The organism is Pirellulales bacterium, from assembly GCA_019694435.1.
Classification (GTDB): domain Bacteria; phylum Planctomycetota; class Planctomycetia; order Pirellulales; family JAEUIK01; genus JAIBBZ01.
In genome coordinates this window covers 66824-93221 of sequence record JAIBBZ010000020.1, presented here as the reverse complement: position 1 = coordinate 93221, position 26398 = coordinate 66824, and the positions used below count along the sequence as shown (strand labels likewise).

Below are 26398 nucleotides of genomic sequence, written 5' to 3'. Positions count from 1 at the left end.
GCGATGGCCGAGCAAGACGGCGACAAGTCCCAGGAAGCGACACCCTATCGCCGCCAACAGGCGCAAGAGCAGGGCCAGGTCGCGCGCAGCGCCGATCTCAGCGCGGCCGTATTGCTGCTGGCCGGATTGATGACCCTGTCCTGGATCGGCCCCGGCCTCGGCGAGTATCATGCGCAACTTTTCCGGGAGTTCTTGGGCGAAACGCCGATGCTGACGACCGACGGCGCTACGATCACCCATCAACTGGCCCGAGTTGCCATGGGCGTGGCCACGGCGGTGATGCCGCTGCTGGGTGCGCTGCTGGTCTTCGCCACGATGCCTACGCTCTTGCAAGTCGGTTTCCACTTCCTGCCCGAAAAACTGGCTTTGAACCCGTCGCATCTCGACCCGCTCCGCGGCTTTCAGCGGCTGTTCTCCTTGACGAGCGTCGTCCGGCTGGGCATGGGCCTGGTCAAGATTGTGATCGTGGGTGCCGTCGGCGGCGTGTGCCTCTACAACGAGCGCGACGCGCTGTTGGGACTCGCTGCGCTGCCGCCCCTGGAGATCGCGGGGTTCCTGTCGCAGATGCTGCTGTCCGTCGCGATCAAGATCGCCGTGGCGCTGCTGGTCCTGGCGATCCTCGATTACGGCTTTCAATGGTGGAAGCAGGAACAGGATCTGCGCATGACCACGCAGGAGGTCCGCGAGGAGATGAAGAACCTCCAGGGCGATCCGCAGATCATCGCCCGCCGCCGGGCGATCCAACGGCAGTTGGTGCTCAACCGCCTGAAAACGGCCGTGCCGAAGGCCGACGTGGTGGTCACGAACCCCACCGAACTCGCAGTGGCCATCCAATACGACGCCGAGAAAATGCTTGCGCCCATCGTCGTGGCCAAGGGGGCAGGGCTGATGGCGCAGCGAATTCGATTGTTAGCGCTCGAACACGGTATTCCGATCGTCGAGAAGAAGCCCCTGGCACAGGCGCTCTTCCGCGACGTCGACGTCAACCATCCGATCCCGCGCGAAATGTACGCCGCCGTCGCGGAGCTGTTGGCCTACGTCTACCAGCTCAAGGGCAAGCCGATGCCCAAGCCGCCCGGGGCGCAGGCCGCTTAGGCCAGCGCGTGGCTCCTCTGATAGCCGTGTTGCGCGAGATAGCTGCTCCAACGGCGCGTGATCTGGCGTTCGATGCCCGCCGGTAACGGCTGGTAGCGATTCGGTCGATAGCCGGAGCTGTGCTGCAGGTAGCCGCGCAGCTTGGGCTCCACCTGGTCAAACGCGCGCAGGTCGAATTGGTCGTAGAGCCGTCGTAGCTGCCCTACCGGATCGGCCACCAGGTCCTCGTAGCGCAGCGCGAACAAGTTCTCCGGCGGGATCAAGTGGCGCGTCGCTTCGAACCGCTCATGCAGATGCACGAAGGTCGCCAGCACTTGCTCTTCCAGGCCCCGGTAATCGGGCGTCTGGAAGCCATGGGCCAGGTAGAGCGATCTCCAGAGGTGCACGGTCGATGCGAAGACGGTGTAGGGATTGCGCGTCAGATAGACGAATTTCGCGTCGGGAAACAGTTCCAATAGCGTGTCGACCCGGCAGGTGTGCGTGGGCGACTTCAAGACGAGCCGCCCCGGACGGCGATACGTCACCTCGCGCAGCAACTGCACAAAGACGCGCTTCCAATGCTCGCGGTCGGCCGGCGACACCTCGCGCAGATCGAGGTATTCGGGAAACGCCGGTCCATGGTTGGGAAAGGCAATCGTCAGGTACGGCGACGGCAGGCCAAGGTTGGCCAGGGCGAACTCGTCCTCCTGCGGACGGTCCCAGCCCATCGGCATGTTGTCCATCGGCCGTTTGGACGGCAGCAAGAATCCCAGCAGCCGTCGGGCCAGACCCTCGGTCAGCAGGAAATGGTGTGGGCACAAGCACTGATAGGTCGTCGGAAACGTGTGCCGCGCGTCGAGGATCAGCAGCTCGTGCAAGAGCGTCGTGCCGCAGCGCCAATGCCCCAGGATAAACAGCGGGGGCGGCGTGATCTCCGTGGCCTGGACCTTGCGGGCCAGGGCCAGGTTTTGCAACCCGCGCAACACTGGGTGGACACTGGTGATGTAGAGGTCAGCCAGCGCCGCGGGCCATTGCCGGAGGCCGATGCGAAAGCGATTCCGCGCGAACAATTTCCACAGGCCGAGGTAGTCGCAGCCCAGCCAGAACCGAGGCGCCCATTCGCGCACCTCGGCCTGCGCATAACCGGGATCGGTCCGGTACTGCTTCCTGTTTGCCTCGATCACAGCTTCCGCCTCATGAAGCCCTACGCCAGACCACCGCCGAACCTAGCGGTTTCAGCGGCGAACAAGGAAGCGCCCCTGTGGTGTCCAGTCGCTACCTCATCAGCAGGGATTGAGCTGCTGAGCGCATCGTGCTAGCGAGTCAACGCGTCGCGGCGATATTGCTCGCGGCGGGCCGTGGCTTGCAGCGCGGTCTGCATCTCCATGGCAAAGCTGGCGGCCGGCTGCTTGCCGGTCACGCGGTTCAGCGGCACGCCGCGCGGCGAAAGAAATTGCACGGTCGGAAATCCTTGGACGCGGAACTGCTGGCAGATCGTGGGCTCGGCATCGGCGTCGACCCGCACGCAAACGAAGCGCTCCGAAATCTCGATGATTCCGGGCTGAGTGAACACTTCGGCGGCCATCTGATGGCAGTAGGTGCACCACGAGGCCGTGAAGAACACGAGCATGGGCTTGCCCGTTTGTTCGGCCAGCTTGAAGCCGCGCCAGTAGCCCTCGACGAACTGCATGTTCGTCGTCACGGGGCCATGCACGGCCGTGGCGGTCGCCGGCGCGGCAGCCGGCTGCGATTCGGCCAGCGGCGTGTCGCTTTGGCCACAGCCGGCCAGGAATCCACAGAGCGCCAGTACCAGGCAACGATGACGAACTTGCATCGGCGAATCCTCTCGAGCGCTTGGAGCCAGCGGAAGGCAGCAAGCTGGTGCCAGCACTGCGGGCACGGAAGCTGCGCAAGGCAACGTACTTATCGCCCTGGCGGTCTTCCGACTTGAGCGAGGCCACGGCGGGAAATTTTGCCGCGTGGCGGGCGTTCCTGCCGGCGAAGCGGCAGCGCGGTGCGTGGGCACGGAATCCGTCGCCAATCGCGTGGCGGCAAAGTGACGTGCCACGAGAAGTTATGCAATGCCAAAGCGATCTAGACTTTGTCGCTGCGTATGCGTTACCGTCCTCGCCCTCATCCCGGGCCCCTGAACAGGCCCCGCACATTCGTTGCACGATCGCGATTCGTCTCGTTGGAGCGATTTGATGGCGTCCGGATCGGCCGTGTCAGAAAGTGCTCTGACGCCTGCCACGCGGCTGCGCGATCTCGTGCTGCCGGTGGGCATCATTACCAGCGTGCTGGTCATCGTGCTCCCGTTGCCGCCGGCGCTGATGGACGTGCTGCTGTCGGCGAACATCAGCGTCGCCGTGATCATGTTGCTCACCACGATCTACGTGAAGACGCCGCTGGAGTTCAGCATTTTTCCGTCGTTGCTGCTGGCCACCACGCTGGGGCGGCTCGTGCTGAACGTGGCCACGACGCGGTTGATCCTGACGCGTGCCGAAACCCACGGCATGCTGGCAGCCGGCGAAGTCGTGCGCAGCTTCGGCGAATTCGTGGCCGGCGACCGCGTGATCGTGGGCCTGATCATCTTTGCGATCATCATCGTGATCCAGTTTGTGGTGATCACCAAGGGTGCCACGCGTATCAGCGAAGTCGCCGCGCGGTTCGCCTTGGACGGGATGCCCGGCCGCCAAATGGCGATCGACGCCGACTTGAATGCTGGCATCATTGACGAGCGGGAGGCCCAGCGCCGCCGCCAGGAAATCACGCACCAGGCCGACTTCTTCGGGGCCATGGACGGTGCCAGCAAATTCGTCCGCGGCGATGCCATCGCCGGTATCATCATCATCCTGATCAACATCGTCGGCGGCCTGTACATCGGCGTGATCGAAGATGGCATGAGCTTTGCCGAGGCGATCAGCCTGTTTACTCGGCTGACGATCGGCGACGGGCTGGTCAGCCAGGTTCCGGCCTTCTTGATCTCGTTGGCTGCCGGTTTGCTCGTGACCCGCAGCAGCAGCGAAGTGAACTTGCCGCGAGAGTTCCTCGGCCAGCTCCTCGCACGGCCACAGGCCCTGTTCGTCACCGGGGCCTTCTTGGGGCTGCTGGTCTTTACCCAACTGCCGACACTGCCGCTATTGACGATCGGCGGCAGTTGTGTCGGGCTGGCCGTCGCCACGCGCCGTAAGCAGCATCAGCAGGCGGTGGTCGAGGCGCAAACGCAGGCTGCCAAGGTGGCCGAAACCGCCAAGAAGCCTGAGGAGAAAATCGAGGATTACCTGACCGTCGATCCCATGGAGATGGAGATCGGCGTCGGGCTGATCCGGCTGGCCGATCCGAAGCGCGGCGGCGACTTGCTCGAGCGGATTCAACGCGTTCGCCAATCGGTCGCGGCCGAAATGGGCCTGATCCTGCCCAAGGTGCGCATCCGCGACAACATGCGGCTCGATCAGAACACCTATCGCATCAAGATCGCCGACATGTCGGTCGCCGAGGGCACGGCCATGCCCGGCATGTACCTGGCGATCGACTCCGGCATGACGCAGGGCAGGATCGCCGGCATTCCGACCAAGGACCCAGCCTTCGGCACGCCGGCCGTGTGGGTCGATTCGGGCGCGCGCGAGCAGGCCGAGATGCTCGGCTATACGGTCGTCGATCCGGCCGCCGTGCTGGCCACGCACCTCACCGAGGTCGTCCGCCGGCACGGCGACGAGCTGCTCACGCGCGACGCCACGAAGCACCTGATCGACCAGGTCAAGGCCAGCACGCCGGCCGTGGTCGACGAGTTGATCCCCGGCCAGATGAAGTTGGCGGACGTGCAACAGGTCCTGCAGATGTTGCTCCGCGAGCAAGTGCCGATTCGCCATTTGCCGACGATCCTCGAAACGCTGGGCGATTACGCCCCGCGCACCAAGGACCCGATCCTGCTCACCGAGTATGCCCGGCACCGGCTGGCCCGCGTGATCTGCGGCCGCTACCGCAACGCCGAGCACAAATTGTTCGTCGTCACGATCGACCCGGCGCTCGAAGACCGCATCCGCGCGGGTTTCGATCACAACGAGCGAGGGTTGTTCGTCAAGCTGGCCCCGCAGCAGGTCGAAGGCGTCTGCGCGGCCATCGCCCGCGAGATCGAAAAGCTCTCGCGGACGGGGCATCCGCCGGTGTTGTTGGTGAGCCCACAGATTCGCGCCGGTCTGAAGCAGATCACCGCCGCGCACCTGCCGTACCTGGTGGTGCTGAGCTACAACGAAGTGACCCGCGATACGCAGATTGAGTCGCTCGGCATGGTGGCCGAGGCAGTCGGGTAGTCACGCGCGCACACTCCGCACGGAAACGCGAAACATGGATGTGAAATCGTTTCGAGCCGAATCACTGCAAGCCGCGTTGACGCTGGTGCGTCGCGAGCTGGGCCCGGAAGCGGCTGTCCTCCACACGCGCGAAGTCCGTACGGCGCGGATGTTCGGGCTGCTCGGCAACCGCCGGGAGTTCGAGGTCACGGCGTCGGCGCATGTCAATGTCCCCAGCCGGTTGCCGGCACGGTGGAACGGCGCCACGCTGGCCACCTCGGCCGACGCCGGCTTCGACCTGACCCGGCTGCCACCGCGGGATGCGGCGCGCTCGTCGTTTCGCGACGAGATCAAGGGACAGATCGGCGAGCTGCAATCGATGGTCGAAGACCTCTGTCGCCGCTCGTCGCAGCACCATCAGCATGAACTGCCGCCGGAGCTGTTCCAGCTCTACACCGAGCTGATCGACGCCGACGTGAACGAGGACCTGGCCCGCGAGTTGGTGCGCCGCGCGCAGGCCGAGGCCCCGCCGGCCGAATTGGCCGATCACGATGCCCTGCTGGCGCGCATCGCCGCGAGCGTCGAACAAGAGATCGCCGTGGCCGGGCCGATCCAGTGTCCCGGCGACGCGCGCCGCGTGGTCGCCCTGGTGGGTCCGACCGGCGTCGGCAAAACGACGACCATCGCCAAGCTGGCCGCCAATTTCCGGCTGCGCCATAAGCGCCGCGTAGGCCTGATCACCGTCGACACCTACCGCATCGCGGCGGTCGAGCAGTTGCGCACCTACGCGGACATCATCGACTTGCCGATGCACGTGGTTTCGACGCCGCGCGAGATGCGCACGGCCCTGGCGCAACTTGCCGACCAGGAACTGGTGCTCATCGACACCGCCGGCCGCAGCCCCCGCGACGAGGTCAAGCTCCAAGAGCTCAAGGCGTTTCTGGCCGAGGCGCGAGCCGACGAGGTGCATCTCGTAATGTCGAGCGTGGCGGGCACGAGCAGCTTGAAACGCACGGCCGAAGAATTCGCGCTGGTCGGCACGACGGCGATGGTCTTGACCAAGCTCGACGAAGCGGCAGGGCTGGGCAACCTACTGCCGCTGCTGCGCAGTTGCCGGCTGCCACTCAGTTACTTGACCGACGGCCAGAACGTGCCTGACGACATCGCCCCCGCCAACGCCCAGCGGTTGGCGCACGCGATCTTGGGTCTCGAACCTCCTGCCACCTCGACGCACTGAGCGGTCGAGAACTGCCCTCCGCATTCTGAGACGGTTCCCACATGAACGACCAGGCCGAGCTGCTTCGCAAATTGGTCGACCACGCGTCCGACGCGCGGGCGCAGGTCGCGACGCCGAGCGGCGTCGCGCGGCCACGCGTCGTCGCCGTCGCAGCGGGGAAGGGGGGAGTCGGCACCTCGACCGTCGCCGTCAACCTGGCCATCACACTCGCCCAATCGGGCCAGCGCGCCGTCCTGGCCGACTGCGATCTGTTCGGCGGCGACGCCGCTCAGCTCTGCCAGCTCCAGCCGGTCTATTCGATCGCTGACGTCCTGGCCGGTCGCAGAACGGTGCACGAAGTGTTGCTCCGCGGACCTGCGGGCATCCAGGTTCTGCCTGGCGTGTGGGCCCTGGGCGAGCCTTGCGACGCAACGCCCGCGGCACTCCATCGCCTGCTGCTGCAATTCGAAGCGCTCGGCGCACATGCCGATTTCATCGTGCTGGACGTCGGCGCAGCGATGACGCGCCCCGCGCGGCGGCTCTGGCAGGCCGCCGACCGGGTGTTGTTGACGACCACGCCCGATCCGGTGGCCGTGATGGACGCGTACGCCGCTATCAAGGTCCTGATGGCCGGCCACGCGTTGAGCTCGATCCGGCTGCTGGTCAATCAGGCCACCGATCCGCTCATGGCCGCCGACGTGCACGAACGGCTCTCGCGCGCTTGCCGCCGATTTCTCGGGGAGCCCGTTGCGCTGGCCGGACATCTCCCGGCGATCAACCGCGGCGCGGCGCTGTTTACACGGGACGATGCGTCGGGCGTCGCGGCCATGGCCCTGGACCGGATCACGCAGGAACTTGCCGAAGCGCTGCTTGCGCAGCGCGATGCCGCGGCGTCTGGATCGCTCCTCGACTTCACCGCGGCAGCCTGAGCCCTGGCCCTATCGATGTCTCCACGCTCGAACCATCCCCGACTTGACGGCGACGCGGCCCCGGGCAGCGTCCCGCCGCTTGTCGCGCGCAGCGTCGCAGGCGGCGGTCTGCTGGCGCGCGGTTGGATTTTCGTCGCCGATTTCCGCTCAACTCCCGGCCTCGATCTGGTCGATGGTACCGACCGCAGTTGTTCTGCACGTGTCTGTCAAACTCTTCCGATCGGGTCAACTTTAACTCTGCCTCGGTGCACCGCGGACAATCTTGGGACGCAGCTACGCAGGCATCCTCGGTTCGTTGGCATTTGCGACCGTCGTGTTTCGCGCCGCACTCATGGGCAGCGGTGTCGAGGCAACCTGTGCGACGGCCGCGCTGGCCATGACGATTGCCGCCACGGCGGGATTCCTGCTGGGCAGCGTCGCGGAAATGGCCGTCAACGATTCCGTCCGCGCCATCGTGCAAGCACAAATCCAACCCACGGAAACCGGCCAGTCACGTCCTGAACAACGCCCCGCTTGACACAGCGCACCGTGAACCGGTGGCCGCCTGTCCAGCGCTGAATTACGCATAACCAACCTGCCGGGCGCGTCGCCTGAGACGCCGTCCGGCACGAGCGCGGCTCATGAAGAGCCCCACGTCGCATCACGGAGGAAAGCATGGCAACTACCGTCGCTCCTGATGATATTGCGCAGCTTTGGGTCGCTTTCAAAGCTGATCCTGATAATCAGGAGTTGCGGAATCGGCTCGTCGAGCAATACCTGCCGCTCGTCAAGTACAACGGCGAGCGGATCTGGGCCCGGCTGCCCGAGGGTGTTGAGCTCGACGACTTGATCTCGGCCGGCGTGTTCGGCCTGATGGACGCCATCGACTCGTTCGACCTGTCGCGCGGCGTCAAATTCGAGACCTATTGCGTGCCGCGCATTCGCGGGGCGATGCTCGACGAGTTGCGGACCATGGACTGGGTCCCGCGGCTGGTCCGCTCGAAGGCCAGCAAGCTGAACGAAGCCACGAAGTCGCTCGAGGCCAAGTGCGGCCGTTCGCCCACCGAGGCCGAATTGGCCGAGTACATGAGCATCTCCGTCGAAGAGCTCGAGAAGATGATTCTCGACGCCAACGCGGTGAACCTCATCAGCCTGAACAAGAAGTGGTACGAGACCGACAGCTACAAAGACGTCCGCGAAATCGACATTCTCGAGGACAAGAAGGGCGAGGACCCGACGCGCCGGATCCAAAAGGCCGACCTGATGCGTCTGGTCACCAAGGGCCTGAACCGCAACGAGCGGCTGATCATCATCCTCTACTATTACGAAGAGCTGACGATGAAAGAGATCGGCGCGACGCTCGATCTCTCGGAAAGCCGCGTCAGCCAGATGCACAGCTCGATCGTCCAGCGGCTGCAAAACCAGCTCGCCCGCCGCCGCCCCGAGTTCGGCACCTGAACGGGAGGTCTTTGCAAGGCCGCTTCCGATCATCAGAACAGCCCAGGGCCATCCGCCCTGGGCTTTGTTCTTGTCGACGGCAATTCTCTACATGCTCTTGCCGGCCACGGGCCGTGCCTGAACTGTCTCGCGCGCCCGCGGCTGGCGGTCAGCGTTCTTTTGCCCCCCGCGCCGGCGTCGAGTTGCCGCCCGGCAAAGGCGAACGTGCTGGCGAGGCCGGTGCCGAACGTGTTGACCGCCGGCGTCGCGGTCAGATTGCCCGAGTTGTCGTAGTCGAACGCCTGGAACTTCTTGCCGAACGAAGAATAGACCCGGGCCTCGCTCGTCGCCGAGGTACCGAACTTACGACTAACGGCCACCGGATCCTGTGGATCGTCAAGCAGCCAGGAGCGGCCCTGGGTCAGCACTCGCTCGGTATGGCTACGATGCAGCCGAGTCCACCGTTCCTGCCACCTTCTTCTGCGTCCTCACCGGCGTCCTGGCCAAGATCGGCTAGGCGCGATGGACGCGGTGGAGCAGTTTCTGCCCGACGTGTGAACAGCCGAGGGTGCGGTCGAGTCGGTCGATCAGAACCCCTGATGCACCAGCGTCTGCTTGACCTTCTCGACGATCGCCTCTGCCTTCTCCAAATCGAACGGTTCGGTCCCCTTTTTGGCGAACGTCTCCGCCGCGATGCGATTGGCTTCCTGCAGCGCGCCGATCACAAACTCGACCGATCCGCCCGATTCCACCTCTGCTTTCGGCACCGGTACCGCTACCAACAGCAATTTCTGTTTGCGTGAGAAGCGACTCGCCTCGATCTTCGGGATATCGAAATCGCCGAGTGAGCCGGGCACGTAGAAGACGACGTTGATTGCCGGGGTTGAGCCCTTCTCGAAATACACCCCAGATTTCGGTTGCGGATCGCAGGGGCCAAAGTCGTCCGTGCCTACCCACGGACCGCGCTCTTTGGAGATCGACCGTCCCGTCGCACGCAACAAAGCTTCGATGCGCGAACCATCGAGCTCCGGACCGCGAAAGTGCGAGCCAAGCGAAATCATGGCTGCCCTCCCAATCGTGAACCAGCCCAACGCTCAAGGTTCAACGGTCCGGGCTGAGTCTCAACCAACCCTCGCTCCATGCGAATCATATCGCGACGTGACCCACTCGCAACTTCTTTCATTGCCCTACCTTCCAGGAAGCTCTGCGAATACCTCTTGGCCATGTCCTATGTCACACCCCACTTGAGCAGATTACCCTCGAGGTCTTCAAGCCGATAGAGAAATGCCATCCGAGGCGACGTCAGTGCATTGCCGTGAATCCGTCCTGCCGCTCCCCCGGCGTTTGGCGCTGTTCCGCCCGTAACGATATTGAGCGCCAGGCTAGCCAAGGCTACTGACCGCTGACCCGAGGTTGACTTGGGTGAGACCAGTGTCGCGATGTCCAGCGCCTCGCCAACGCCTGGCACGAAGCTGGCCAAGGTGGTTGCTCCGGCGACGGCCATGAAGCCCAACAGCGAGGGCTGGCGGTCCGCTACGGCATCCATCTCGACGTTGGTTGCGAACGCCCTTTGAGCATCTGTTAGGGCGGGTGCGGTCCGCGGCTGAGCGAAGCTCAACTGCGGCAGCATCGAAGTATCGGCCGTATTCCCGTAAGTCAACGGCGCAGGCGTCGAGAATGCGAGCGGCCTGGGCGACGGTGCGGTTTTTGCGAAGAACTGTGGATCGCTGTAAGGGACCCCAGCCCAGCCGGAGAGGAAATGGTGGCAGGAATCAATACTCGGCTCGGCACCTGAACCCGAGGTCTTTGCAAGGCCGCTTCCGACATGAACCAAGCCCAGGGCGTGCCGCCCTGGGCTTGTTTTCATTGCGGCGCCAAGCTTTGCTCGCATGCTTGCGGTTCGGTCATACTTGGGGACGGGCGTTCCTTTCCCATCGAGCAATCTCTGCCGCAGCGCGGCGTGACGTCATGCAGGACAGGACCGACGGCTGGGATTTGAGCGAATTCACGGCCTTCATGGCGCAGGATGCCGGGCGATCGGATCCAACCCGGCGCTCGGCCTTCACGCAGCGGCTGTTCAGCTTGGCGTACTTGCTGGCCATCGCGCCCGGCGCGCTGATCCTCGGCATGCTCCTGTTGCAAAAAGAATTCTTCACGGCCACCTGGCCGGTTTACGTGTGGTGCTCGCTGATGGTGTTGATCGTCGCTTGGGCATCCAGGCGACGATCGCCGGGAGACGCCGTGAGCGTGCATCTTGCCGGCGTGGTGTTGCCCCTGTTTGTCGTGATGTACACCCACAGCAGCTTCCCCATCCCGGCGATCGTGGCAGGAATGCTGGCCGCCGCCTTAATCGTCGGGCGACTGGTCGATGCCGCGCTGGTGATCCGAATTGCTTTGCTTATGGCCTCCGGCACCGCCATAGCCATAGGTTTGCCGCACGCAGAGAATCAATCCCTGAGGCTCGGACTGCAAAGATTCGCCTTGGCGGCGCTGATCGCCGCGGCGTGTTGGGACTTGGCCCGGCTGGTTCGGCAGAAGGCCGTAGAATTGCGGTTGCGCTGGTGGCACTGCCGTCGAGTGTCCGTCGAAGGCCCGCGCAGGTGGCAGTATTCCCTGGCATCCATGTTGATCGCGACGACCTGCGGTGCCGTGTGGTTGGGCGTCGTCCGCTTGACCGGCTTGCCTAGCGGTGTGCAGATTGGCTTCGTCGTCTTGCCGGTGGCCGTGGGCTTGCCGATCGTGTTTGCCGCTCGCCGTGACGCCGCCGCGATGATGATTACCGTGCCTACGGTGTTTGCGTTCCTGGCCATGTTCGGCTGGATGGTGGCGACGCGCGCCGATTGGTGTCCAGAAGGTGTCTATTTCTCGCTGATCGTCTCTTACTTGTTCGGGGTGTTGATATCGGCCCCGTCGCTGGTGGCGAGGTTTCTTAAATCGGCAATGGCCTAACTCGCGAACCGGCGGGCTGCCGACTAAACTGTGCCGCAATCTGCCCGCATCCAATTCGGCACCGCGTTGACCCGCACACGGCGGCCATGCTGCTCCCCGAGGTTTCCATGTCACGATCCGCGTTCGCTCGAGTTGTTCGTTGCGCGCTGCTTATGCTGGCATATGGGTCGCTGGTGCCGGCGTGCCTGGCCGCGCCGCCGCGGGTGCTGCCCGAGGGCCAGGTGCCCGATGATCGGCGCTTGCAGCCGCTCGTGACGCTCAACGGCTATTTCCCCTTCGCGCCGCCCGAATCGGCCGAGGCCTGGTCGAAACGCGCCGTCGAGCTCCGCCGGCAGTTGCTCGTCTCGCAAGGGTTGTGGCCGCTGCCCGAGCCGACGCCGCTGCGGGCCACGATTCACGGGCGCGTCGACCGCCCCGAATACACCGTTGAAAAGGTCTTCTTCGAAAGCCTCCCCGGCTTCTTCGTGACAGGCAATCTCTATCGGCCCAAGCACAAGACCGGGCGGCGCCCCGGCGTGTTGTGCCCGCATGGACACTGGGCCAATGGGCGCTTTTACGACGCCGGCGAAAAGCAAATCCGCCAGGACCTGGTCAACGGCGCCGAACGGTTCGAATTGGCCGGCCGGTATCCGTTGCAGGCCCGTTGCGTGCAGCTGGCGCGGATGGGTTGTGTCGTCTTTCATTACGACATGATCGGCTATGCCGACAGCACGCAACTCGATCATCGCGCCGGCCCGCGCGAAAGCATGAACTCGGCCACCGATTGGGGCTTTTTCAGCCCGCAGGCCGAATTGCGCTTGCAATCGATCATGGGCCTGCAGACTTACGATTCGCTGCGTGCGCTCGATTTTCTCACGTCGCTCGAGGACGTTGACGCCACGCGGATCGGCGTGACGGGCGCCAGCGGCGGCGGCACGCAAACCTTTATGCTCTGCGCGATCGACGATCGCCCCACAGCGGCCTTTCCGGCGGTGATGGTCTCAACCGCCATGCAAGGCGGCTGCACCTGCGAAAACGCCGACTACCTGCGCGTGCGTACCGGCAACGTCGAGATCGCCGCGCTGACGGCGCCGCGCCCCTTGGGCATGGTCGCGGCCGACGACTGGACCAAGGAGATCGCCACCAAGGGACTGCCCGAGTTGCAAAAGCTGTACGCGGTGCTCGGTGTGCCCGACCGGGTGATGGCGAAACCGCTGCTGCACTTCCCGCACAATTACAACTATGTCAGCCGGGCGGTGATGTATTCCTGGTTCAACAAGCATTTGAACCTGGGGTTTGAAGACCCGATCGTCGAGGAGGATTTTCAGCCGCTGTCGATCCCCGAAATGCACGTCTGGGATGAAGCGCATCCGAAGCCTCCCGCGGGTGCGGCCTTCGAGCGGATGCTCGTGCGGCAGATGGCCGAGGCCGCGGACAAGCAGCTTCGGCAATCGATTCCACGCGACGCCGAGTCGCTGGCCCGGTACCGAGATGTCGTGGGCGGGGCCTATCATGCGATCGTTGGGCCGCTGCCGGCGCCCTCCGACGTGCACCTGGAACCGCTCGGCACCGACGCTTACGAAGGAGCAGACCTGCATCGCTTCCTGGTGCGTAACCAGCGCAACGGTGCCGCGCTACCGGTGATCGCCCTGGCAGCCAAGGACTGGAACCGCGAGCGCTTCGTGTTCTGGCTGAGCGAGCGTGGCAAGGCCGGCCTGTTTGCCGACGACGGCAAACCGCTGCCGGCGGTCACCCGGCTGATCGCGGGCGGAAGCGCGGTGGTCGGCGTCGACCTGATCGGCCAAGGCGAGTTCTCGGCCGACGGCCAACCGCTCGCCGTCGCGCGGCTGGTGGATCGGCAGAAGAATGGACAGCCTGGATTCGCCGGCTATACGTTCGGCTATAACGACCCGTTGGTGGTCCAACGCGCGCACGACATCTTGACCCTCGTGGCTAGCGCGCGGCAGGTGCATCCCGAGGCGACGATCGACCTGGTGGCCGTCGCAGGTGCCGCGCCCTATGCGGCGCTGGCCCGGGCCATCTCTGGCGATCAGATTCGCCGCGCGGCGATCGATACGGAAGGCTTTCGATTTGCCGCGCTGACGTCGATCGATCAACCCCAGTTTCTGCCCGGGGCAGTCAAGTACGGCGATCTGCCGGGACTTTTGTCGCTGGCGGCGCCGCACGAGCTTTGGATCGGCGGTGAACCGCAGGGCCGTGACTTGCCCGAGGTCCGGGCCGCGTTTGAGGCTGCCGGCAGCGCAGATCAGCTCGCCGCCGGGGCAGGAGTCGACGCCATTGCCGACTGGTTGTTGCGCTGAGCGGACGAACGCAATCCTCGTGCGTTACCGTGATTTGAAGCGGCTATGCCGATCGCTACGAGCGGCCCGGGCAACCGAGCGGGCAGTCATTTGATCGGCGTACCGCAGCTCGAGCGCCACGAGTTGTGCCTCGAGCCAGCGGGCGAACTCGGCAAAGGGATGCTCTTGATCGAGCAAGACGGGCTCATCCGCACCGGCTTGATCGGTGGGCGAGTTCAGTCGGTTGCGATCGGACGTCATGGGTCCGGCCCCCTCTTACGTGTTCCGTGGTGGCCTGCGTCTCTGCAGAAGGCGAGCCCGATCCGTTGAGCGGCCACTCCCCGGGCCCGCGTTGGGGCCGTGCCCGGCTGCCGATCCGATCGCTGCTCCACACTCCCTCTACGTGACTGATACGTTCGACACGGTAAAGATGTTCAGGTTCGCGCAACCCGAACGGCGGCCGGTTGCCGGAAGCGGCAGCAGCGCCGTCCGATGCGCAAAAAAAAACCGCCGCGCGGCGGTGTGGGTTGTGGCGCCGCGCGGACGGGGAAATCCGCCACGCCAAGAGCGTCGGCGGTAGGAGCAAGATGCTCGTTTTTCGGGATTCAATTCCGACGGCCCACTCGCGCGCAGGGCAGGCAAGTGGACCGCGGTCGGCCGGTCGTTTTCACCTCAATTTGACGTGTCGCCGGCCGGCTTCTTTTTCTTCTTGACCGGCGGCTTGGCGTCCTTGCCCTTCTTTTGCATGAAGCGGGCAATCGCCTGGGCACCGTTCTTCAGTTCGGTTTCGTCAAGTCCTCCGTCGCCGTTGGCGTCGAGCCGGCCAAAGGCCTGCTGCAGCCGCGGCGGGCACTCGCTCTCCGAGATCAGGCCGTCGCCATCGCTATCGGTTTGCATGATCCGCGCCACGAGCTGCTCGATCCCCGGGGGACCGTCGCCCGCGCCCGGGCGGCCGGGTCTGCCTGGCGGTCCGTGCAGCTCCTGTTCGCTGACTGCTCCATCGCCATCCAGATCGAGCTTCTTCAGCGCTTCGCCGGCGGCGGCAAGCTCCGACGATGACAGCGCGTGGTCGCCGTCGCTATCGAGGGCCTCCATCAACCGGCGGCCCAAGGGATCGCCCGAAGGGCCATCCGGACGTCCCGGCGGACCGTCGCCCGACGGCGGGCCACCGGGCCGCAGTTCGCGCATCGCCGTCAGGAACTCGTCGCGGCTCATCGCGCCGTCGCCGTCGCGGTCGCCGCGCTGCACCAACATGGCAAACATTCCACGACGCTCTTCGGGCAGTTCGTCTTCGGTCACGACTCCGTCGCCGTTGGCGTCGGCCAATGTGAATAGCTGACCGGGATCGGGGCGCCCCGGTTGTCCTTCACCCGGGGGCCCACCGGCCTGGCGGCGCCGCTCGCGCATGGCCTGGGCGTCGGGCAAGGGGCGATCGGGCCGGTTCGATTCGAGCCCGGCGACAAATTCGTCCTTACTCAAGCGTTCGTCGCCGTCCTTGTCGCCTTGCGTCATCAGGCGGCGAAACAACCGCCGCTTGGCCTCGGGAATCTCGTCGCGCGAAACGAAACCGTCTTGATTGGTGTCCATTTCGGCGAACAGCGCGGCCGGATCCTCGCCCGGCTGCGCCGGTGGATTCTGGGGTGGCGCGCCGTCGCCCGGCTCATCGGCCAGGGCAGGGGCCCCCAGCCAGGCCAGCACGATCATGGCAGAAAGGGTGCGGATGAACGCCATTGCGGGCTCCTCGCAGGAGGGTAACAGGCCTGATCTCGAGACACGCCACACATTCTAAACCGCCGCCAGGCCGCAAAGTTTCGCAGCCGGCGGTGGCAATGGCAGCAGACCGCGCCAGGCCTGCCAGCAAGCCTGGCCAATTCTCAGGGTTCCCCAAGCCGCCGGGCCCCCGGGTCCGACTGCCTGCCCTTGTTGGTTTTCCAGGGGCAGGCCTACAATCCGCCCGGCCCCGACGGCCCCCGAGGCGGGTGGCGCGGGCCGTAGGGCCACCTTGCCGCGAACCGGTCGCGGCTGGGCCACGTATGACAGTTACAGCGCCTCCGCGGATCGTAACCGGCCACGGCCGGCACGACCCCGCGCAACAGGCCAGGAGTCGATCGCGTCGCGCGAATTGTCCATCGCGCCAACGCGAAGAAAGGAGTCGGTGGCGGTCGCACGTGTTGGCTCGACGCAACCGCCTGAATCGCCCGGCGCGCTTCGCGCGAATCGGCCGGTTTTCCCCGTCGTGGCGTCGCAATTTGTCCACGCGCGCCGACACGGGACAACGTCGTCGCGCCACGTCATCGCGGTTCGTTCCCTGCAACCCATAAAGCTACGATCGAGGAGGTTTTTTTCAGCCGCGTTGCGTCCCTGGTCGATGAAACGGGTGCGATCCTTTCCGTGCCCGCAAGGTCGATCTGCGATTGACAGGGAGCGCGGCGCCGGCAAGTCGTGTGTCAGGCCTAACGGTCGTCAGCCCTCGTGGCGAGGCGTGCCTGCGGCGAAGAGGTTTCAACGGCGAACATCTCCAGTGCCCTGTCGGGCCAGCCGTTGAGACAAGCCGCCAAGGTGCTCGCGCGAACGACGATCACGACCCGTCCACCCGGCGTTCGTTCCGGTCACCACCAAGCACTCGGCCCAAAGCTCGTCATCGAGGAACCGTTGTCGATGGATTCCTTGTCACGCGAGCCCGGCCCTGGGGAGGAAGAAATGCAGATCTACGGCCCATCGCACGTTCACGGCCCGCAGTCGGTCAGTGCTCCGCACGCGTTGCGAAACACGGCTCCCGCTGCGCCCTCGGTTTCGAGCTCGCCGAGCGACGAATTACAACTCTCGGACGTCGGCCGGTTGGTCGATGCCGTGCGCGACCTGCCCGATATCCGCGCCGATCGCGTCGCGGCCATCAAGGCGCAGATCGCTAACGGCACCTATGCCAACGATCACAAGCTCGACGTCGCCGTCTCGCGGTTGCTCGACGAGATTGCCTGATCTCATGGTCGGCCGGCCGCGAGACCGGGATGCGGCGCCGCGGCGGTGGTTGCGCCTCGCCGCGGCGTGCAACTCCTCATAACCGGGGCGAAACCAGGTCGCACGGGCCTGGCCCCGACTCCAAAGCGTCTTGTTTCGCCTGCGCATTGCCTTACGATAGATACGCAGGGAAGGGCTCGCTCGCGGGGCCGTGTAGACCTGGTACTGACGTGCGTCCCGGCTGGGCGCCGAGCTTCGGCATGACTCAAGTAATCGAAACCCCGCACGCGGAGCCCGGCCGCTTTTCGCTCGGCGAGGTGCACGTCTCGCTGACGCCGCTGGAGCGGTTTCAGGAGTTCCTGCAAAGCCGTGGTAAGCGCGTGACGCAAGAGCGGCGCACGATCGTCGAAGAGGTGTTTCGCAATCACGAGCACTTCGACGCCGACAACCTCCTCGAATTGCTGAACCGCAACGTGCCCGGACATCGGGTCAGCCGCCCGACCGTCTACCGCACGCTGACCCAGTTGGTCGAGGCGGGCCTGTTGCGGAAAATGACCCTCGGCGGCCGCGCCGTCTACGAGCACGACTACGGCTATCCGCAGCACGATCACCTGCACTGCCAAAAGTGCGACAAGTTGATCGAGTTTTCCAGCGACGAGATCAAGCCGCTCCGCGACGCCGTGGCTCGCGAGCATAACTTCCGCGTGCTCGGGCATCGCTTGATCATCAGCGGCATCTGTGCCGACTGCAGCCGGCCCGCACGGCCATCGCGGCGGTTGGACCGGATTTGACACCGGGTCGAATCGCGCACCACGCTTCAGACGCGGATTTCCGCATCTTCGCCGGCGGCCAAATCGTCGGCATAGCGCTTCCGGATCGGCGCGATTTCCTCGGCGATAAACTCATCGACCTGCTGCGGCGCGCGGCCGACAAAGCGCGCCGGGTCGAGCGCTTGATTCCAGTCGATGCCGGCGAAGGCGGCATCGCCCTGCAGCCGCGCGATCAAATCGTTTTCGCCGCCGTGCTCCTTAACCACCCGGCCTGCTTCGAGGCTGTGCTGGCGGATTCGCTCGTGCAGATCCTGGCGGTCGCCGCCCCGCGCAACCGCCGCCATGAGCACGTTCTCCGTGGCCATGAAGGGCAACTCGGCCGCCAGGTTTCGGGCGATCACGCGTGGGTACACGACCAAATCGTCCGACACATTGGCATACAGCAACAGCAACGCGTCGATCCCCAGAAAGGCCTGCGGCAACGTCAGCCGCCGGTTGGCGCTGTCGTCGAGGGTGCGTTCCAGCCATTGCGTGGCAGCCGTGGCCGCGGCGCTCGCATCGAGGCTCATCACGAACCGCGCCAACGCACAGATCCGCTCGGCGCGCATCGGGTTGCGCTTGTAAGCCATGGCCGACGAGCCGATCTGGTGCTTTTCGAACGGTTCCTCGAGCTCCTTGCGGCCCTGCAGCAAGCGCAAATCGGTCGCAGCCTTGTGCGCGCTTTGGGCGATGCCGGATAGCGTGTTGATGATCTGCGTATCGACCTTGCGCGAGTAGGTCTGGCCAGTGACGGGGTACGCGTCGGCAAAACCGAGCTTCGCGGCGACACGGCGTTCGAGCTCGCGGACTTTGGCGTGATCGCCGCCGAACAGCTCCAGAAAGCTGGCCTGTGTGCCTGTCGTGCCCTTCACGCCCCGCAGCCGTAGCTGCTCCAGCCGGTGTTCGACTTCCACGAGGTCTTGCACCAGGTCATACGCCCACAAGCAGGCCCGTTTACCGACGGTCGTGGGCTGGGCCGGCTGAAAGTGCGTGAAGCCTAGGCAAGCGAGCCCGCGCTGCTCCGCGGCAAACTGCGCCAGACGGTCGATGACCTGGACGAGGCGCCGCCGCACCAGGCCGAGCGATTCGCGGATCAGGATCAGATCGGTGTTGTCGGTGACGTAGCAGCTCGTCGCGCCCCAGTGAATCACGCCGCGGGCCTCGGGACAGTCGTCGCCATAGGCGTGCACGTGCGCCATCACGTCGTGACGCAATTTCCGCTCGTAGCGCTCGGCCGCGTCGAAGTCGACCGTGTCGACGTGCCTCCGCAACTGCTCGAGCTGCGCGGCGCTGATCGGCAACCCCAGCTCGGCCTCGGCTTCGGCCAGCGCCACCCAGCAGCGGCGCCAGGTGGTGAACTTACGGCGCGGGCTCCAAAGGGCGCTCATCGCCGACGAGGCATAACGCTCGTTGAGAGGGTTTTGATATTGGTCCAAGGACATGTCCAGCGATGGTTCCCGCCAAAGGTAGGGAGCGTTGACCGCGAAAACTCGATTCTAAGCCGCCTGCACAGATTGCTCCAGCGCGGCCCGAATCGGCAAGTAAAACATTTCGCCATTTCGTAGCGAAAGCTTGTGCGCTCTGGTAAGGTCTGGCCTGCTCCGCGACACGGGAGAGCGCCGCACGTTTGACGTGCGTTGGTTGTCGCGAGCGTCTTGCACACCGGAACAGTTCTTTCGCCGTCCCGCAAGGAAGCGATCGGGCCGCCAGGCGGCTTGTGTCTCTTCTCGCCGCGGAACGCGCGACGAGGGAGAAGCGGCATGCTTTTGGGTCCTATCCGGGCAGCGTTCTGCGCTGCCACGGCGCTGGCATTGTCGTTGGCTTGGGTCACCCCCTGTTACGCGCAACTGCGGCCGCAGTCGACTTTGCGTTATGACCCGCGCGTGATTCGCTACGATTTCGAGCGCGACGAAGTGTACGTGGCCTACAGCAGCGTTACTCGCGCGCCCGGCTATCTCCCCGGCGGCGACGTGGCGTACATCGGCAACCGGCTCGATGACTTCCGTTATACGGGCCCCCCCGGCACGGGCGGCATCTACGACGCGCTCGGCGAGTCCTATCGCCGGCGCAAACTCGATCCGAAGAAGTATCGACACCGGATCCATTACCCGTCGGCCTTCGAATCGTGGTAAACCGCGCTGCTTCAATCAGGCCAGGGGAGTGCCCGGCGACAACCTCGGCCGCAGCTTACGTGCGAAGGGCCCGCTCGCTGCCGACCAATGTGCCGGCCGAACAGCACGAGTTACATATTCGTCGCATCGTCGCTGTCGCCCCCGGCGACCAGGGCATCGAGCGCGGCGGCCAACTCGCGATCGTGGGCATTCGACTCGGCGTAAATCCGGCAAATTCGCCAACTCATCGGCAGCCGGCGAAAGATCTCGTGATCGTTCAGCGGCCGGGCTCGTCCCGTGGTCGCCTCGTACAGGTAATTCTGACCGGCGGCGGGCCCGCGCGTTCCGGGGCGATGGACATGCCGTGCCAAGTCCACTCGCAACGGCAGGTCGGCCAGCGCCGACGGTAACAGTCGCCGCACAGCTTGCTCGACATACTCATCGCGACTGAACAGGCTGGCATGCTCGGACTGCTGCGGATCGAAAAAGATGGTCCGTTCGCAAGCCGTCTTCCACCGCAGTCGCCGCGTCAGCAGATCCTGCCACTGGCGTCCCAGCTCGCGCAAGACGAGGTCGTCTGCCTGCCGCCAGCGGCCCACGTCGATCAACAGCGACCATTCGGTCAGCCGCTGAAACTCGGCCAGGTGCGTCAACGGGTTGCCCAGGAACAGATGCTCGCCGCTGGCGGCAAACAGGTCGGCCAGGCCCAGATCGATGGCCCTCACCGTGCGATGAAAATACACCGTGCGGAACAATTCGGCCCGCACGCCGAGAAACCGCACCAGCGACGACAGTCCGCGCTCGTGAATCGCAAGGCCTTCGTCCGTGAAGAAGCTGTAGTGCAGCAGCCGTTCCAGGTCGAACGCCCGCACGCTGTAGCCCGACATGTAAGCGTCGCGGAGCACGAAATCGAGATTGTCGACCGTATACAGGCCCGAGAAGAGACTCCGGAGCAGTCGCAGCCAGCGCGGAGCCTCTGCGGCGGCGGCATCGGCCGAGGGCCGAGTCATCAAACAGGCAACCTGGCGGGCATCCAGTTCTTCGTCCGCGGCAAGTTGCGCTTGCGGCGTGCGGCGCACGCCGCGGATCAGCTCGCCCAGCTCGTCGACGATGATCCGGGCGCCGATCGTCTCGTGGGTGATGCCATACCGCGCCAGGAAATGCGTGTCGAAAAAATGGCCGAAAGGGCCGTGCCCGACGTCGTGCAGCAGGGCCGCCAGGCGGAGCAGGCACTCGACGTATCCCCGGCTCGGACAATCGGGGCAGACCTCGCGCAAGCTGTCGTACAGGCTGGCCGTCGCGCGGCTGGCCAGGTGCATGGCCCCCAGGACGTGCTGGAACCGCGTGTGCTCGGCCGTGGGGAACACCCACCAGGCTGTCTGTAACTGGTGAATCTGCCGGAGGCGCTGGACCCAGGGATGGTCGATCAGCACTTCTTCGGCCGTCTCGCCGGCCGGCAGATCGGTGCTGGCCGTAAACGACAGATAGCCGTGAACCGCGTCATGCACCAGGCTCTCACGTGAAAAACTCTTCATCGACGCCCATTATCTCCGTCGAGTCGCGCGCGGTCGACCGAAAGTCAGGCCAGAGACCGGTTTTGGAGACCCGCCGGTGCGGCCCCTTCTCGGTGGGGTGGCTCCCGGCAGCTGCACGGAGCCCCGCGCGGCGGTTGCTAGCGGTGGGTGACTGCAGATAAAGTTCAGCAGGCGCCGCGGGATTTTTGCGCATGCCGCGTAGATTCGGCTGGCGCGCATGCAATCGCTAAACTTCCGCGCTCGTACGGCCCGACGATGAGGATGCGCCTGAGCAGGACGCGGACTCATTCAGGAGGAATTGTGGTGCTTCGTCCCTTCATGTTGGCGGTTGTGTGTGCCGGTTGGGTAACTCTTGCGGGCACGGCCGCTGCCGCTCCTCCCAGCCAGGAGCTGCTTCCGAAGACGACGGTCGGCTACCTGTCGGTGGGCAACTGGGAGACTCTCTCCCAGAAATGGAGCGAAACTCAGCTGGCCGAGCTGATCAACGACCCGGTGATGAAGCCGTTCGTCGACGATCTGCAAGCGCAGCTCGAAGCCAAGTGGACCAAGTCGCACACCAAGCTCGGTGTGCATTGGGGCGATCTCAAAGACTTGCCCCGCGGCGAAGTCGCGCTGGCCATGATCTATAGCGGCCAGGGGCAACCAGCCGTCGCGCTCTTGGCCGATGTGACCGGCAATGTCGACGCCGGCCGCCAGTTCCTCGATGACCTGGTCAAGCGTCTGGAAGAGCAAGGCGCCAAGCGCAGCGAACGCAAGGTGGGCGATCATCAGATCGTCGTACTCGACTTCCCGAAACAGGAAGGCGACGATCACGAGCGCCAGTCGGCCTATTCGCTGGCCGGCGAGCTGTTCGTCGCCGCCGACAATCTGGCCGTCGTCCAGGGCATCCTCGGCCGCCTCGACGGCGGTGCCAAGGACACGCTGAGCACGGTCGAAGCCTATCAGCACGTCAACCAGGCCTGTGCCTCGGAAGCGGGCGAAGTGGCACCTCACGTCCGCTGGTTCGTCGAGCCGTTCGGTTTCGCCGACGGCGTTCGCGCCGGCCGCCCCGAACGGAAGCAAAAGAGCACCGACATCATCAAGGTGCTGAAGAACCAGGGTTTCACCGCGGTCCGCGGTGCCGGCGGCTTCGTCAATCTGGCCACGCAGGGCTACGAAATTCTGCACCGCACGAAGGTCTACGCCCCGAAGCCGTACGAGCTGGCCATGCGGATGGCCGTCCTGCCCAACGAACGCGAACTGAGTCCGCAAAAGTGGGTTCCGCTCGACGTGGCCAGCTATGCCACGTTGCACGTCGATATCCAGAACGCCTTCGAGCGGTTCAGCACGATGTTCGACGAGCTGTTCGGCGAAGGTGAAAAGGGCGTCTTCGAAGACGTGTTGGAAAGCATCAAGACGGACGAAAACGGCCCAATGGTCGATATCCGCCACGATATCGTCGCCCGGTTGGGCAGCCGGGTGTCGATCATTTCGGATTACCGCCTGCCGGTCACGGTCTCGAGCCAGCGTCGCGTGATTGCCGTCGAGATCAAGGAAGGCGAAACCGACGCCCTGGCCGAAACCATCGCCAAGTCGATGCGGCCCGATCCGACGGCCAAGGAACGCAAGTTCCGCGACCAAACGATCTGGGAGATCGTGCCGGAAGAAGACGTGCCCCCGCCGGTCGAACTCGAACTGGAAATCGAAGGCGCGGACCTGGGCGCCGAAGAAGAGATGGCCGAAGGCGAAAACGCCGAAGAGGACTTCGCACTGCCCAACTCGGCCATCTGCGTGGCGCATGGTCACATGTTCATGGGCACCCACGTCGATGTGATCGAGAAAGTGCTGGCCAAGTTCGAAGACGACCAACGGCTGCTCAGCGAAACACCCGACTTCCAACAGGTCTATTCGCAGATGGGCGCGGTGCATGCCGACGGAGGGTGTGCGCTGGTCTTCTCCAGGACTGACGAGGAGATGCGGGCCAACTACGAACTGCTCAAGGCCGGCAAGATGCCCGAGTCGGAAACCGGCATGGGCCGGATCCTCAATGCCCTGCTGGCCCCGGATGCAGAGCCGAACGCTCCGCCGCGCGAGGCCGAAATCGACGCCAGCAAGCTGCCCGACTATCAAGTGGTGCGGCGTTATCTGGGTCCGTCGGGCGCGTTCGTCAAGAGCGTGGATGACGGCTGGTTCATCGTCGGCATGCTATTGCGTAAAGAGCCGTCGAGCGAATCGCCGGCAGAGCCGGCAGCAGCGCCCGAGTTGAACGCCAATCTCGAAGGCCGGTTGCAACCGGCGCAGATCCCGGGCCGCGGAGTGAAGCGGCAGTAAAAAGGGTACGCGGCCGATTAAGGGCGTGCGGTTTGGCACCACCTTAATCCACTTTCATGCTACCGCGGCATGCCGGTTGCACCCCGGCGTGTGCAGGTCTTTTCATGGCGAAAAGGCTGGCGAATTGCCGCGCCACAGGGCAAGGTTGCCCGGTTGCGCGGCAAATTCGCTCCCCCCTCCACGGCGGCCACGCTGCGGTCGCCTGCCTTTCTGCCGTCCGGGAAGAACATGCAACGACGACTGACTGCGCCGCCGCGCCCGCGCGTCACGAATCATCTTGAACCACTCCACACACCTCACGAGCCTCGCACGCTCCATGGTCCACCCGCGGGGGAAGTCGTCGATCAATCGACGACGTACGGCCGGCTTTGGACCTTGGCCCAGAACCTTTGGTGGACCTGGCACCCCGAGGTTATGGCCATCTTTCGCGACCTCGAACCCGTTCGCTGGCGCCAGTTGGATCACAATCCGGTCGCGCTGCTGTCCGAGTTCTCGGCCCAGCGCCTGGAACAACGCGCCAACGAACTCGTGCTCCATAGCCGCATTCATTACGCTTATCGCAGGCTCAACGAGTACCTGCACACAACGGGTACCTGGGCCGACACCCACGTCGGCATGCTACGGGCCAAGCCCGTGGCTTATTTCTCGGCCGAGTTCGGCCTGCACGAGTCGCTGCCGATCTATTCGGGCGGCCTGGGCGTGCTGGCCGGCGACCATCTGAAAAGCGCCTCGGATCTGGGTGTGCCGCTGGTGGCGGTGGGTCTGTTTTACGACCAGGGTTACTTTAATCAGCGGCTCAACCGCGACGGCTGGCAGCAGGAAGAGTATCTCGACGTCGAAGTCGGGCTGCTGCCGATCACGCCGGCGAGAACCGCCACGGGCGAACCGCTGACGATCTCGATCGCCACGCGCGGGCACAGCCTGCTGGCGCGGGTATGGGAGGTGCGCGCGGGACGCTGCCGGCTGCTGCTGCTCGATTCGGATATCGAAGGCAACCGGATGGAAGACCGCGAGGTCACGGCCCGGCTGTACGGCGGCGATCATCGCTGCCGGCTGCGCCAGGAGCTGCTGCTGGGCGTTGGCGGCGTCAAGGCGCTGACTGCCCTGGGCATCCGCCCCGGCGTGTTGCACCTGAATGAAGGCCACAGCGCGTTTGCCACGCTCGAACTGACGCACGACCGGATGTGCGAGTCGGGATTGAGCTTTGAAGATGCCGCGCGCGAAGTGGCACAACTCACGACCTTCACCACGCACACGCCGGTGCCGGCCGGACACGATCGATTCTCGGCGGGAGATATCGAAGAACACCTAGGCCCGTTGCGCGATTCGCTGGGCTTGTCGCACGACGAATTGATGCGTCTGGGCCGGGTCGATTCTGACAACCCGCAAGAGCCGTTCTGCATGACGGTGCTGGCCCTGAAGATGTCGCGGCGAGCCAACGGCGTTTCGGCCGAACACGGCCGCGTCAGCCGCCGGATGTGGCAGGTGCTGTGGCCGCAACGCGATCTTGAAACGGTACCGATCGGCCACATCACCAACGGCGTGCACATCCACTCCTGGCTGGCCCCGCAGATGCATCAGTTGTTCGACCGGCACCTCGGGACGAAATGGCATCGCTATTGCGGCCAGGCGGAGACTTGGGCGGGCATCGACGCGATTCCCGACGGAGAAATCTGGGAAACGCACCAGGTGCTCAAACTGCGGCTGATCGATTTCGTGCGGCGCCGCAGTGCCCGTACGGCCAGCCGCCGCGGCCAATCGATCGAACAAGTCGAGGCGGCCCGGGCCGCGCTTTCGCCCGACACGCTGCTGGTCGGTTTCGGCCGGCGGTTTGCCACGTACAAGCGTGCCACGCTGCTGGCGACCGAGCTCGACCGCCTGGCGGCGCTGGTCAATAGCACGCAGCGTCCGGTGCAGTTCGTCTACGCCGGCAAGGCACATCCCCACGACGAGCCCGGAAAGCAGTTGCTTTGGGAAATCGCCCAACTGACGACCGATCCGCGGTTCATCGGCAAGTTCGTCTTCGTCGAAGACTACGACATCAACGTCGGCCGGCATCTCGTCCAGGGTGTTGACGTCTGGCTCAATACTCCGCGCCGGCCGCTCGAAGCATCGGGCACGAGCGGGCAGAAGGTCGTGCTCAACGGTGGCTTGAATCTGTCGGTGCTCGACGGCTGGTGGGCCGAGGCCTACGACGGCCTCAACGGCTTTGCCATTGGCAAGGGGCAAACGCACGTCGCCATCGACATTCAGGACTCGCGCGACAGCGACGATCTCTACGACGTGCTCGAGCAACAAGTCTTGCCACTCTATTACGACCGCGACCGAGACGGCATCCCCGTCGCGTGGATCGCGCGGATGAAACATGCCATGCGGACGCTTGGCTGGCGGTTTAGCGCCGATCGAATGGTGATGGAATACGCGATGCATGCGTATTTGCGGGCCGCCGGCGGCATGTCGTGTGACATGCCGTGACGCAAACGGCACGTCAGCTCCGACTCGGCGCGCATCAGTCGAGGTCAA

22 protein-coding genes are annotated in these 26398 nt (G+C 64.8%); 13 read left to right on the top strand and 9 right to left on the bottom strand.

All coding sequences use genetic code 11. From position 1 onward, the window contains the following. The first annotated feature begins 3 nt into the window (after positions 1-3). Complete coding sequence (locus K1X74_15310) at positions 4-1095, top strand: EscU/YscU/HrcU family type III secretion system export apparatus switch protein (GenBank protein ID MBX7167698.1); 1092 nt, start codon at positions 4-6, stop codon at positions 1093-1095. Here the strand turns inward: K1X74_15310 and K1X74_15305 are convergent. Further along, positions 1092-2258, bottom strand: coding sequence for a sulfotransferase (locus tag K1X74_15305; protein ID MBX7167697.1), 1167 nt, complete (start codon positions 2256-2258; stop codon positions 1092-1094). The two genes, K1X74_15310 and K1X74_15305, sit on opposite strands and share 4 nt — an antisense overlap. A gap of 131 nt (positions 2259-2389) precedes the next feature. Next, positions 2390-2908 carry a thioredoxin family protein gene (locus K1X74_15300; protein MBX7167696.1) on the bottom strand — a complete coding sequence of 173 codons (519 nt, stop codon included), beginning with the start codon at positions 2906-2908 and terminating at the stop codon, positions 2390-2392. Positions 2909-3278: 370 nt separating this feature from the next. Here K1X74_15300 and flhA point away from each other — a divergent pair, with 370 nt between their 5' ends. The 5 genes from flhA (at position 3279) to K1X74_15275 (ending at position 8945) form a co-directional block, all read left to right on the top strand. Next, a complete protein-coding gene (flhA, locus tag K1X74_15295) occupies positions 3279-5384 on the top strand; it encodes a flagellar biosynthesis protein FlhA (protein MBX7167695.1) in 2106 nt (701 codons plus the stop codon). 34 nt (positions 5385-5418) lie between these two features. After that, entirely contained in the window at positions 5419-6600 is a 1182-nt protein-coding gene (gene flhF / locus K1X74_15290) for a flagellar biosynthesis protein FlhF (GenBank protein MBX7167694.1), read from the top strand. A gap of 41 nt (positions 6601-6641) precedes the next feature. Further along, the gene (locus K1X74_15285) at positions 6642-7508 is read left to right on the top strand and encodes a P-loop NTPase (protein ID MBX7167693.1); all 867 of its coding nucleotides are present in this window, start codon (positions 6642-6644) and stop codon (positions 7506-7508) included. A gap of 262 nt (positions 7509-7770) precedes the next feature. Beyond that, positions 7771-8025, top strand: a complete 255-nt coding sequence (locus K1X74_15280; protein MBX7167692.1) for a hypothetical protein — start codon at positions 7771-7773, stop codon at positions 8023-8025. Positions 8026-8162: 137 nt separating this feature from the next. Beyond that, positions 8163-8945, top strand: a complete 783-nt coding sequence (locus K1X74_15275; GenBank protein MBX7167691.1) for a FliA/WhiG family RNA polymerase sigma factor — start codon at positions 8163-8165, stop codon at positions 8943-8945. Between the two features lie 32 nt (positions 8946-8977). Here K1X74_15275 and K1X74_15270 read toward each other — a convergent pair whose 3' ends face one another. The 3 genes from K1X74_15270 to K1X74_15260 form a co-directional block, all read right to left on the bottom strand. Continuing rightward, entirely contained in the window at positions 8978-9352 is a 375-nt protein-coding gene (locus K1X74_15270; protein MBX7167690.1) for a hypothetical protein, read from the bottom strand. Between the two features lie 159 nt (positions 9353-9511). Then, positions 9512-10015 (bottom strand): hypothetical protein, encoded by a 504-nt coding sequence (locus K1X74_15265; protein ID MBX7167689.1) that lies wholly within the window; start codon positions 10013-10015, stop codon positions 9512-9514. A 137-nt stretch (positions 10016-10152) separates the two neighbouring features. Continuing rightward, positions 10153-10815, bottom strand: coding sequence for a hypothetical protein (locus K1X74_15260; protein MBX7167688.1), 663 nt, complete (start codon positions 10813-10815; stop codon positions 10153-10155). 77 nt (positions 10816-10892) lie between these two features. Between K1X74_15260 and K1X74_15255 the strand changes: the two genes are divergently transcribed. Further along, on the top strand, positions 10893-11873 hold the full coding sequence (locus tag K1X74_15255) for a hypothetical protein (protein ID MBX7167687.1): 981 nt from the start codon (positions 10893-10895) through the stop codon (positions 11871-11873). 152 nt (positions 11874-12025) lie between these two features. Further along, on the top strand, positions 12026-14173 hold the full coding sequence (locus tag K1X74_15250) for an acetylxylan esterase (GenBank protein ID MBX7167686.1): 2148 nt from the start codon (positions 12026-12028) through the stop codon (positions 14171-14173). Between the two features lie 24 nt (positions 14174-14197). Here K1X74_15250 and K1X74_15245 read toward each other — a convergent pair whose 3' ends face one another. Continuing rightward, a complete protein-coding gene (locus K1X74_15245) occupies positions 14198-14413 on the bottom strand; it encodes a hypothetical protein (GenBank protein ID MBX7167685.1) in 216 nt (71 codons plus the stop codon). Between the two features lie 411 nt (positions 14414-14824). Beyond that, positions 14825-15883 (bottom strand): EF-hand domain-containing protein, encoded by a 1059-nt coding sequence (locus tag K1X74_15240; protein MBX7167684.1) that lies wholly within the window; start codon positions 15881-15883, stop codon positions 14825-14827. Between the two features lie 969 nt (positions 15884-16852). Between K1X74_15240 and K1X74_15235 the strand changes: the two genes are divergently transcribed. After that, complete coding sequence (locus K1X74_15235) at positions 16853-17131, top strand: flagellar biosynthesis anti-sigma factor FlgM (GenBank protein MBX7167683.1); 279 nt, start codon at positions 16853-16855, stop codon at positions 17129-17131. A 239-nt stretch (positions 17132-17370) separates the two neighbouring features. After that, positions 17371-17901 carry a transcriptional repressor gene (locus tag K1X74_15230; GenBank protein ID MBX7167682.1) on the top strand — a complete coding sequence of 177 codons (531 nt, stop codon included), beginning with the start codon at positions 17371-17373 and terminating at the stop codon, positions 17899-17901. Between the two features lie 26 nt (positions 17902-17927). Here K1X74_15230 and purB read toward each other — a convergent pair whose 3' ends face one another. After that, positions 17928-19361, bottom strand: a complete 1434-nt coding sequence (gene purB / locus K1X74_15225) for an adenylosuccinate lyase (GenBank protein ID MBX7167681.1) — start codon at positions 19359-19361, stop codon at positions 17928-17930. A gap of 318 nt (positions 19362-19679) precedes the next feature. On the opposite strand from purB, the gene K1X74_15220 reads away from it, so the two are divergent. Beyond that, a complete protein-coding gene (locus K1X74_15220) occupies positions 19680-20051 on the top strand; it encodes a hypothetical protein (GenBank protein MBX7167680.1) in 372 nt (123 codons plus the stop codon). Between the two features lie 110 nt (positions 20052-20161). Here the strand turns inward: K1X74_15220 and K1X74_15215 are convergent, their stop codons facing one another. Further along, a complete protein-coding gene (locus K1X74_15215; GenBank protein MBX7167679.1) occupies positions 20162-21565 on the bottom strand; it encodes an HD domain-containing protein in 1404 nt (467 codons plus the stop codon). 303 nt (positions 21566-21868) lie between these two features. Between K1X74_15215 and K1X74_15210 the strand changes: the two genes are divergently transcribed. Further along, complete coding sequence (locus tag K1X74_15210; protein ID MBX7167678.1) at positions 21869-23875, top strand: hypothetical protein; 2007 nt, start codon at positions 21869-21871, stop codon at positions 23873-23875. A 228-nt stretch (positions 23876-24103) separates the two neighbouring features. Further along, complete coding sequence (gene glgP / locus K1X74_15205) at positions 24104-26350, top strand: alpha-glucan family phosphorylase (GenBank protein MBX7167677.1); 2247 nt, start codon at positions 24104-24106, stop codon at positions 26348-26350. Positions 26351-26398: the final 48 nt, after the last annotated feature.

Bases quoted from the DNA above. Each gene is read 5' to 3' on its own strand.
- K1X74_15310 (MBX7167698.1), top strand. From the start codon at position 4: ATGGCCGAGCAAGACGGCGACAAGTCCCAGGAAGCGACACCCTATCGC.
- K1X74_15300 (MBX7167696.1), bottom strand. From the start codon at position 2,908: ATGCAAGTTCGTCATCGTTGCCTGGTACTGGCGCTCTGTGGATTCCTG.
- flhA (MBX7167695.1), top strand. From the start codon at position 3,279: ATGGCGTCCGGATCGGCCGTGTCAGAAAGTGCTCTGACGCCTGCCACG.
- flhF (MBX7167694.1), top strand. From the start codon at position 5,419: ATGGATGTGAAATCGTTTCGAGCCGAATCACTGCAAGCCGCGTTGACG.
- K1X74_15285 (MBX7167693.1), top strand. From the start codon at position 6,642: ATGAACGACCAGGCCGAGCTGCTTCGCAAATTGGTCGACCACGCGTCC.
- K1X74_15275 (MBX7167691.1), top strand. From the start codon at position 8,163: ATGGCAACTACCGTCGCTCCTGATGATATTGCGCAGCTTTGGGTCGCT.
- K1X74_15260 (MBX7167688.1), bottom strand. From the start codon at position 10,815: ATGCGAGCAAAGCTTGGCGCCGCAATGAAAACAAGCCCAGGGCGGCAC.
- K1X74_15255 (MBX7167687.1), top strand. From the start codon at position 10,893: ATGCAGGACAGGACCGACGGCTGGGATTTGAGCGAATTCACGGCCTTC.
- K1X74_15250 (MBX7167686.1), top strand. From the start codon at position 12,026: ATGCTGGCATATGGGTCGCTGGTGCCGGCGTGCCTGGCCGCGCCGCCG.
- K1X74_15245 (MBX7167685.1), bottom strand. From the start codon at position 14,413: ATGACGTCCGATCGCAACCGACTGAACTCGCCCACCGATCAAGCCGGT.
- K1X74_15240 (MBX7167684.1), bottom strand. From the start codon at position 15,883: ATGGCGTTCATCCGCACCCTTTCTGCCATGATCGTGCTGGCCTGGCTG.
- K1X74_15235 (MBX7167683.1), top strand. From the start codon at position 16,853: ATGCAGATCTACGGCCCATCGCACGTTCACGGCCCGCAGTCGGTCAGT.
- K1X74_15230 (MBX7167682.1), top strand. From the start codon at position 17,371: ATGACTCAAGTAATCGAAACCCCGCACGCGGAGCCCGGCCGCTTTTCG.
- purB (MBX7167681.1), bottom strand. From the start codon at position 19,361: ATGTCCTTGGACCAATATCAAAACCCTCTCAACGAGCGTTATGCCTCG.
- K1X74_15220 (MBX7167680.1), top strand. From the start codon at position 19,680: ATGCTTTTGGGTCCTATCCGGGCAGCGTTCTGCGCTGCCACGGCGCTG.
- K1X74_15215 (MBX7167679.1), bottom strand. From the start codon at position 21,565: ATGAAGAGTTTTTCACGTGAGAGCCTGGTGCATGACGCGGTTCACGGC.
- glgP (MBX7167677.1), top strand. From the start codon at position 24,104: ATGCAACGACGACTGACTGCGCCGCCGCGCCCGCGCGTCACGAATCAT.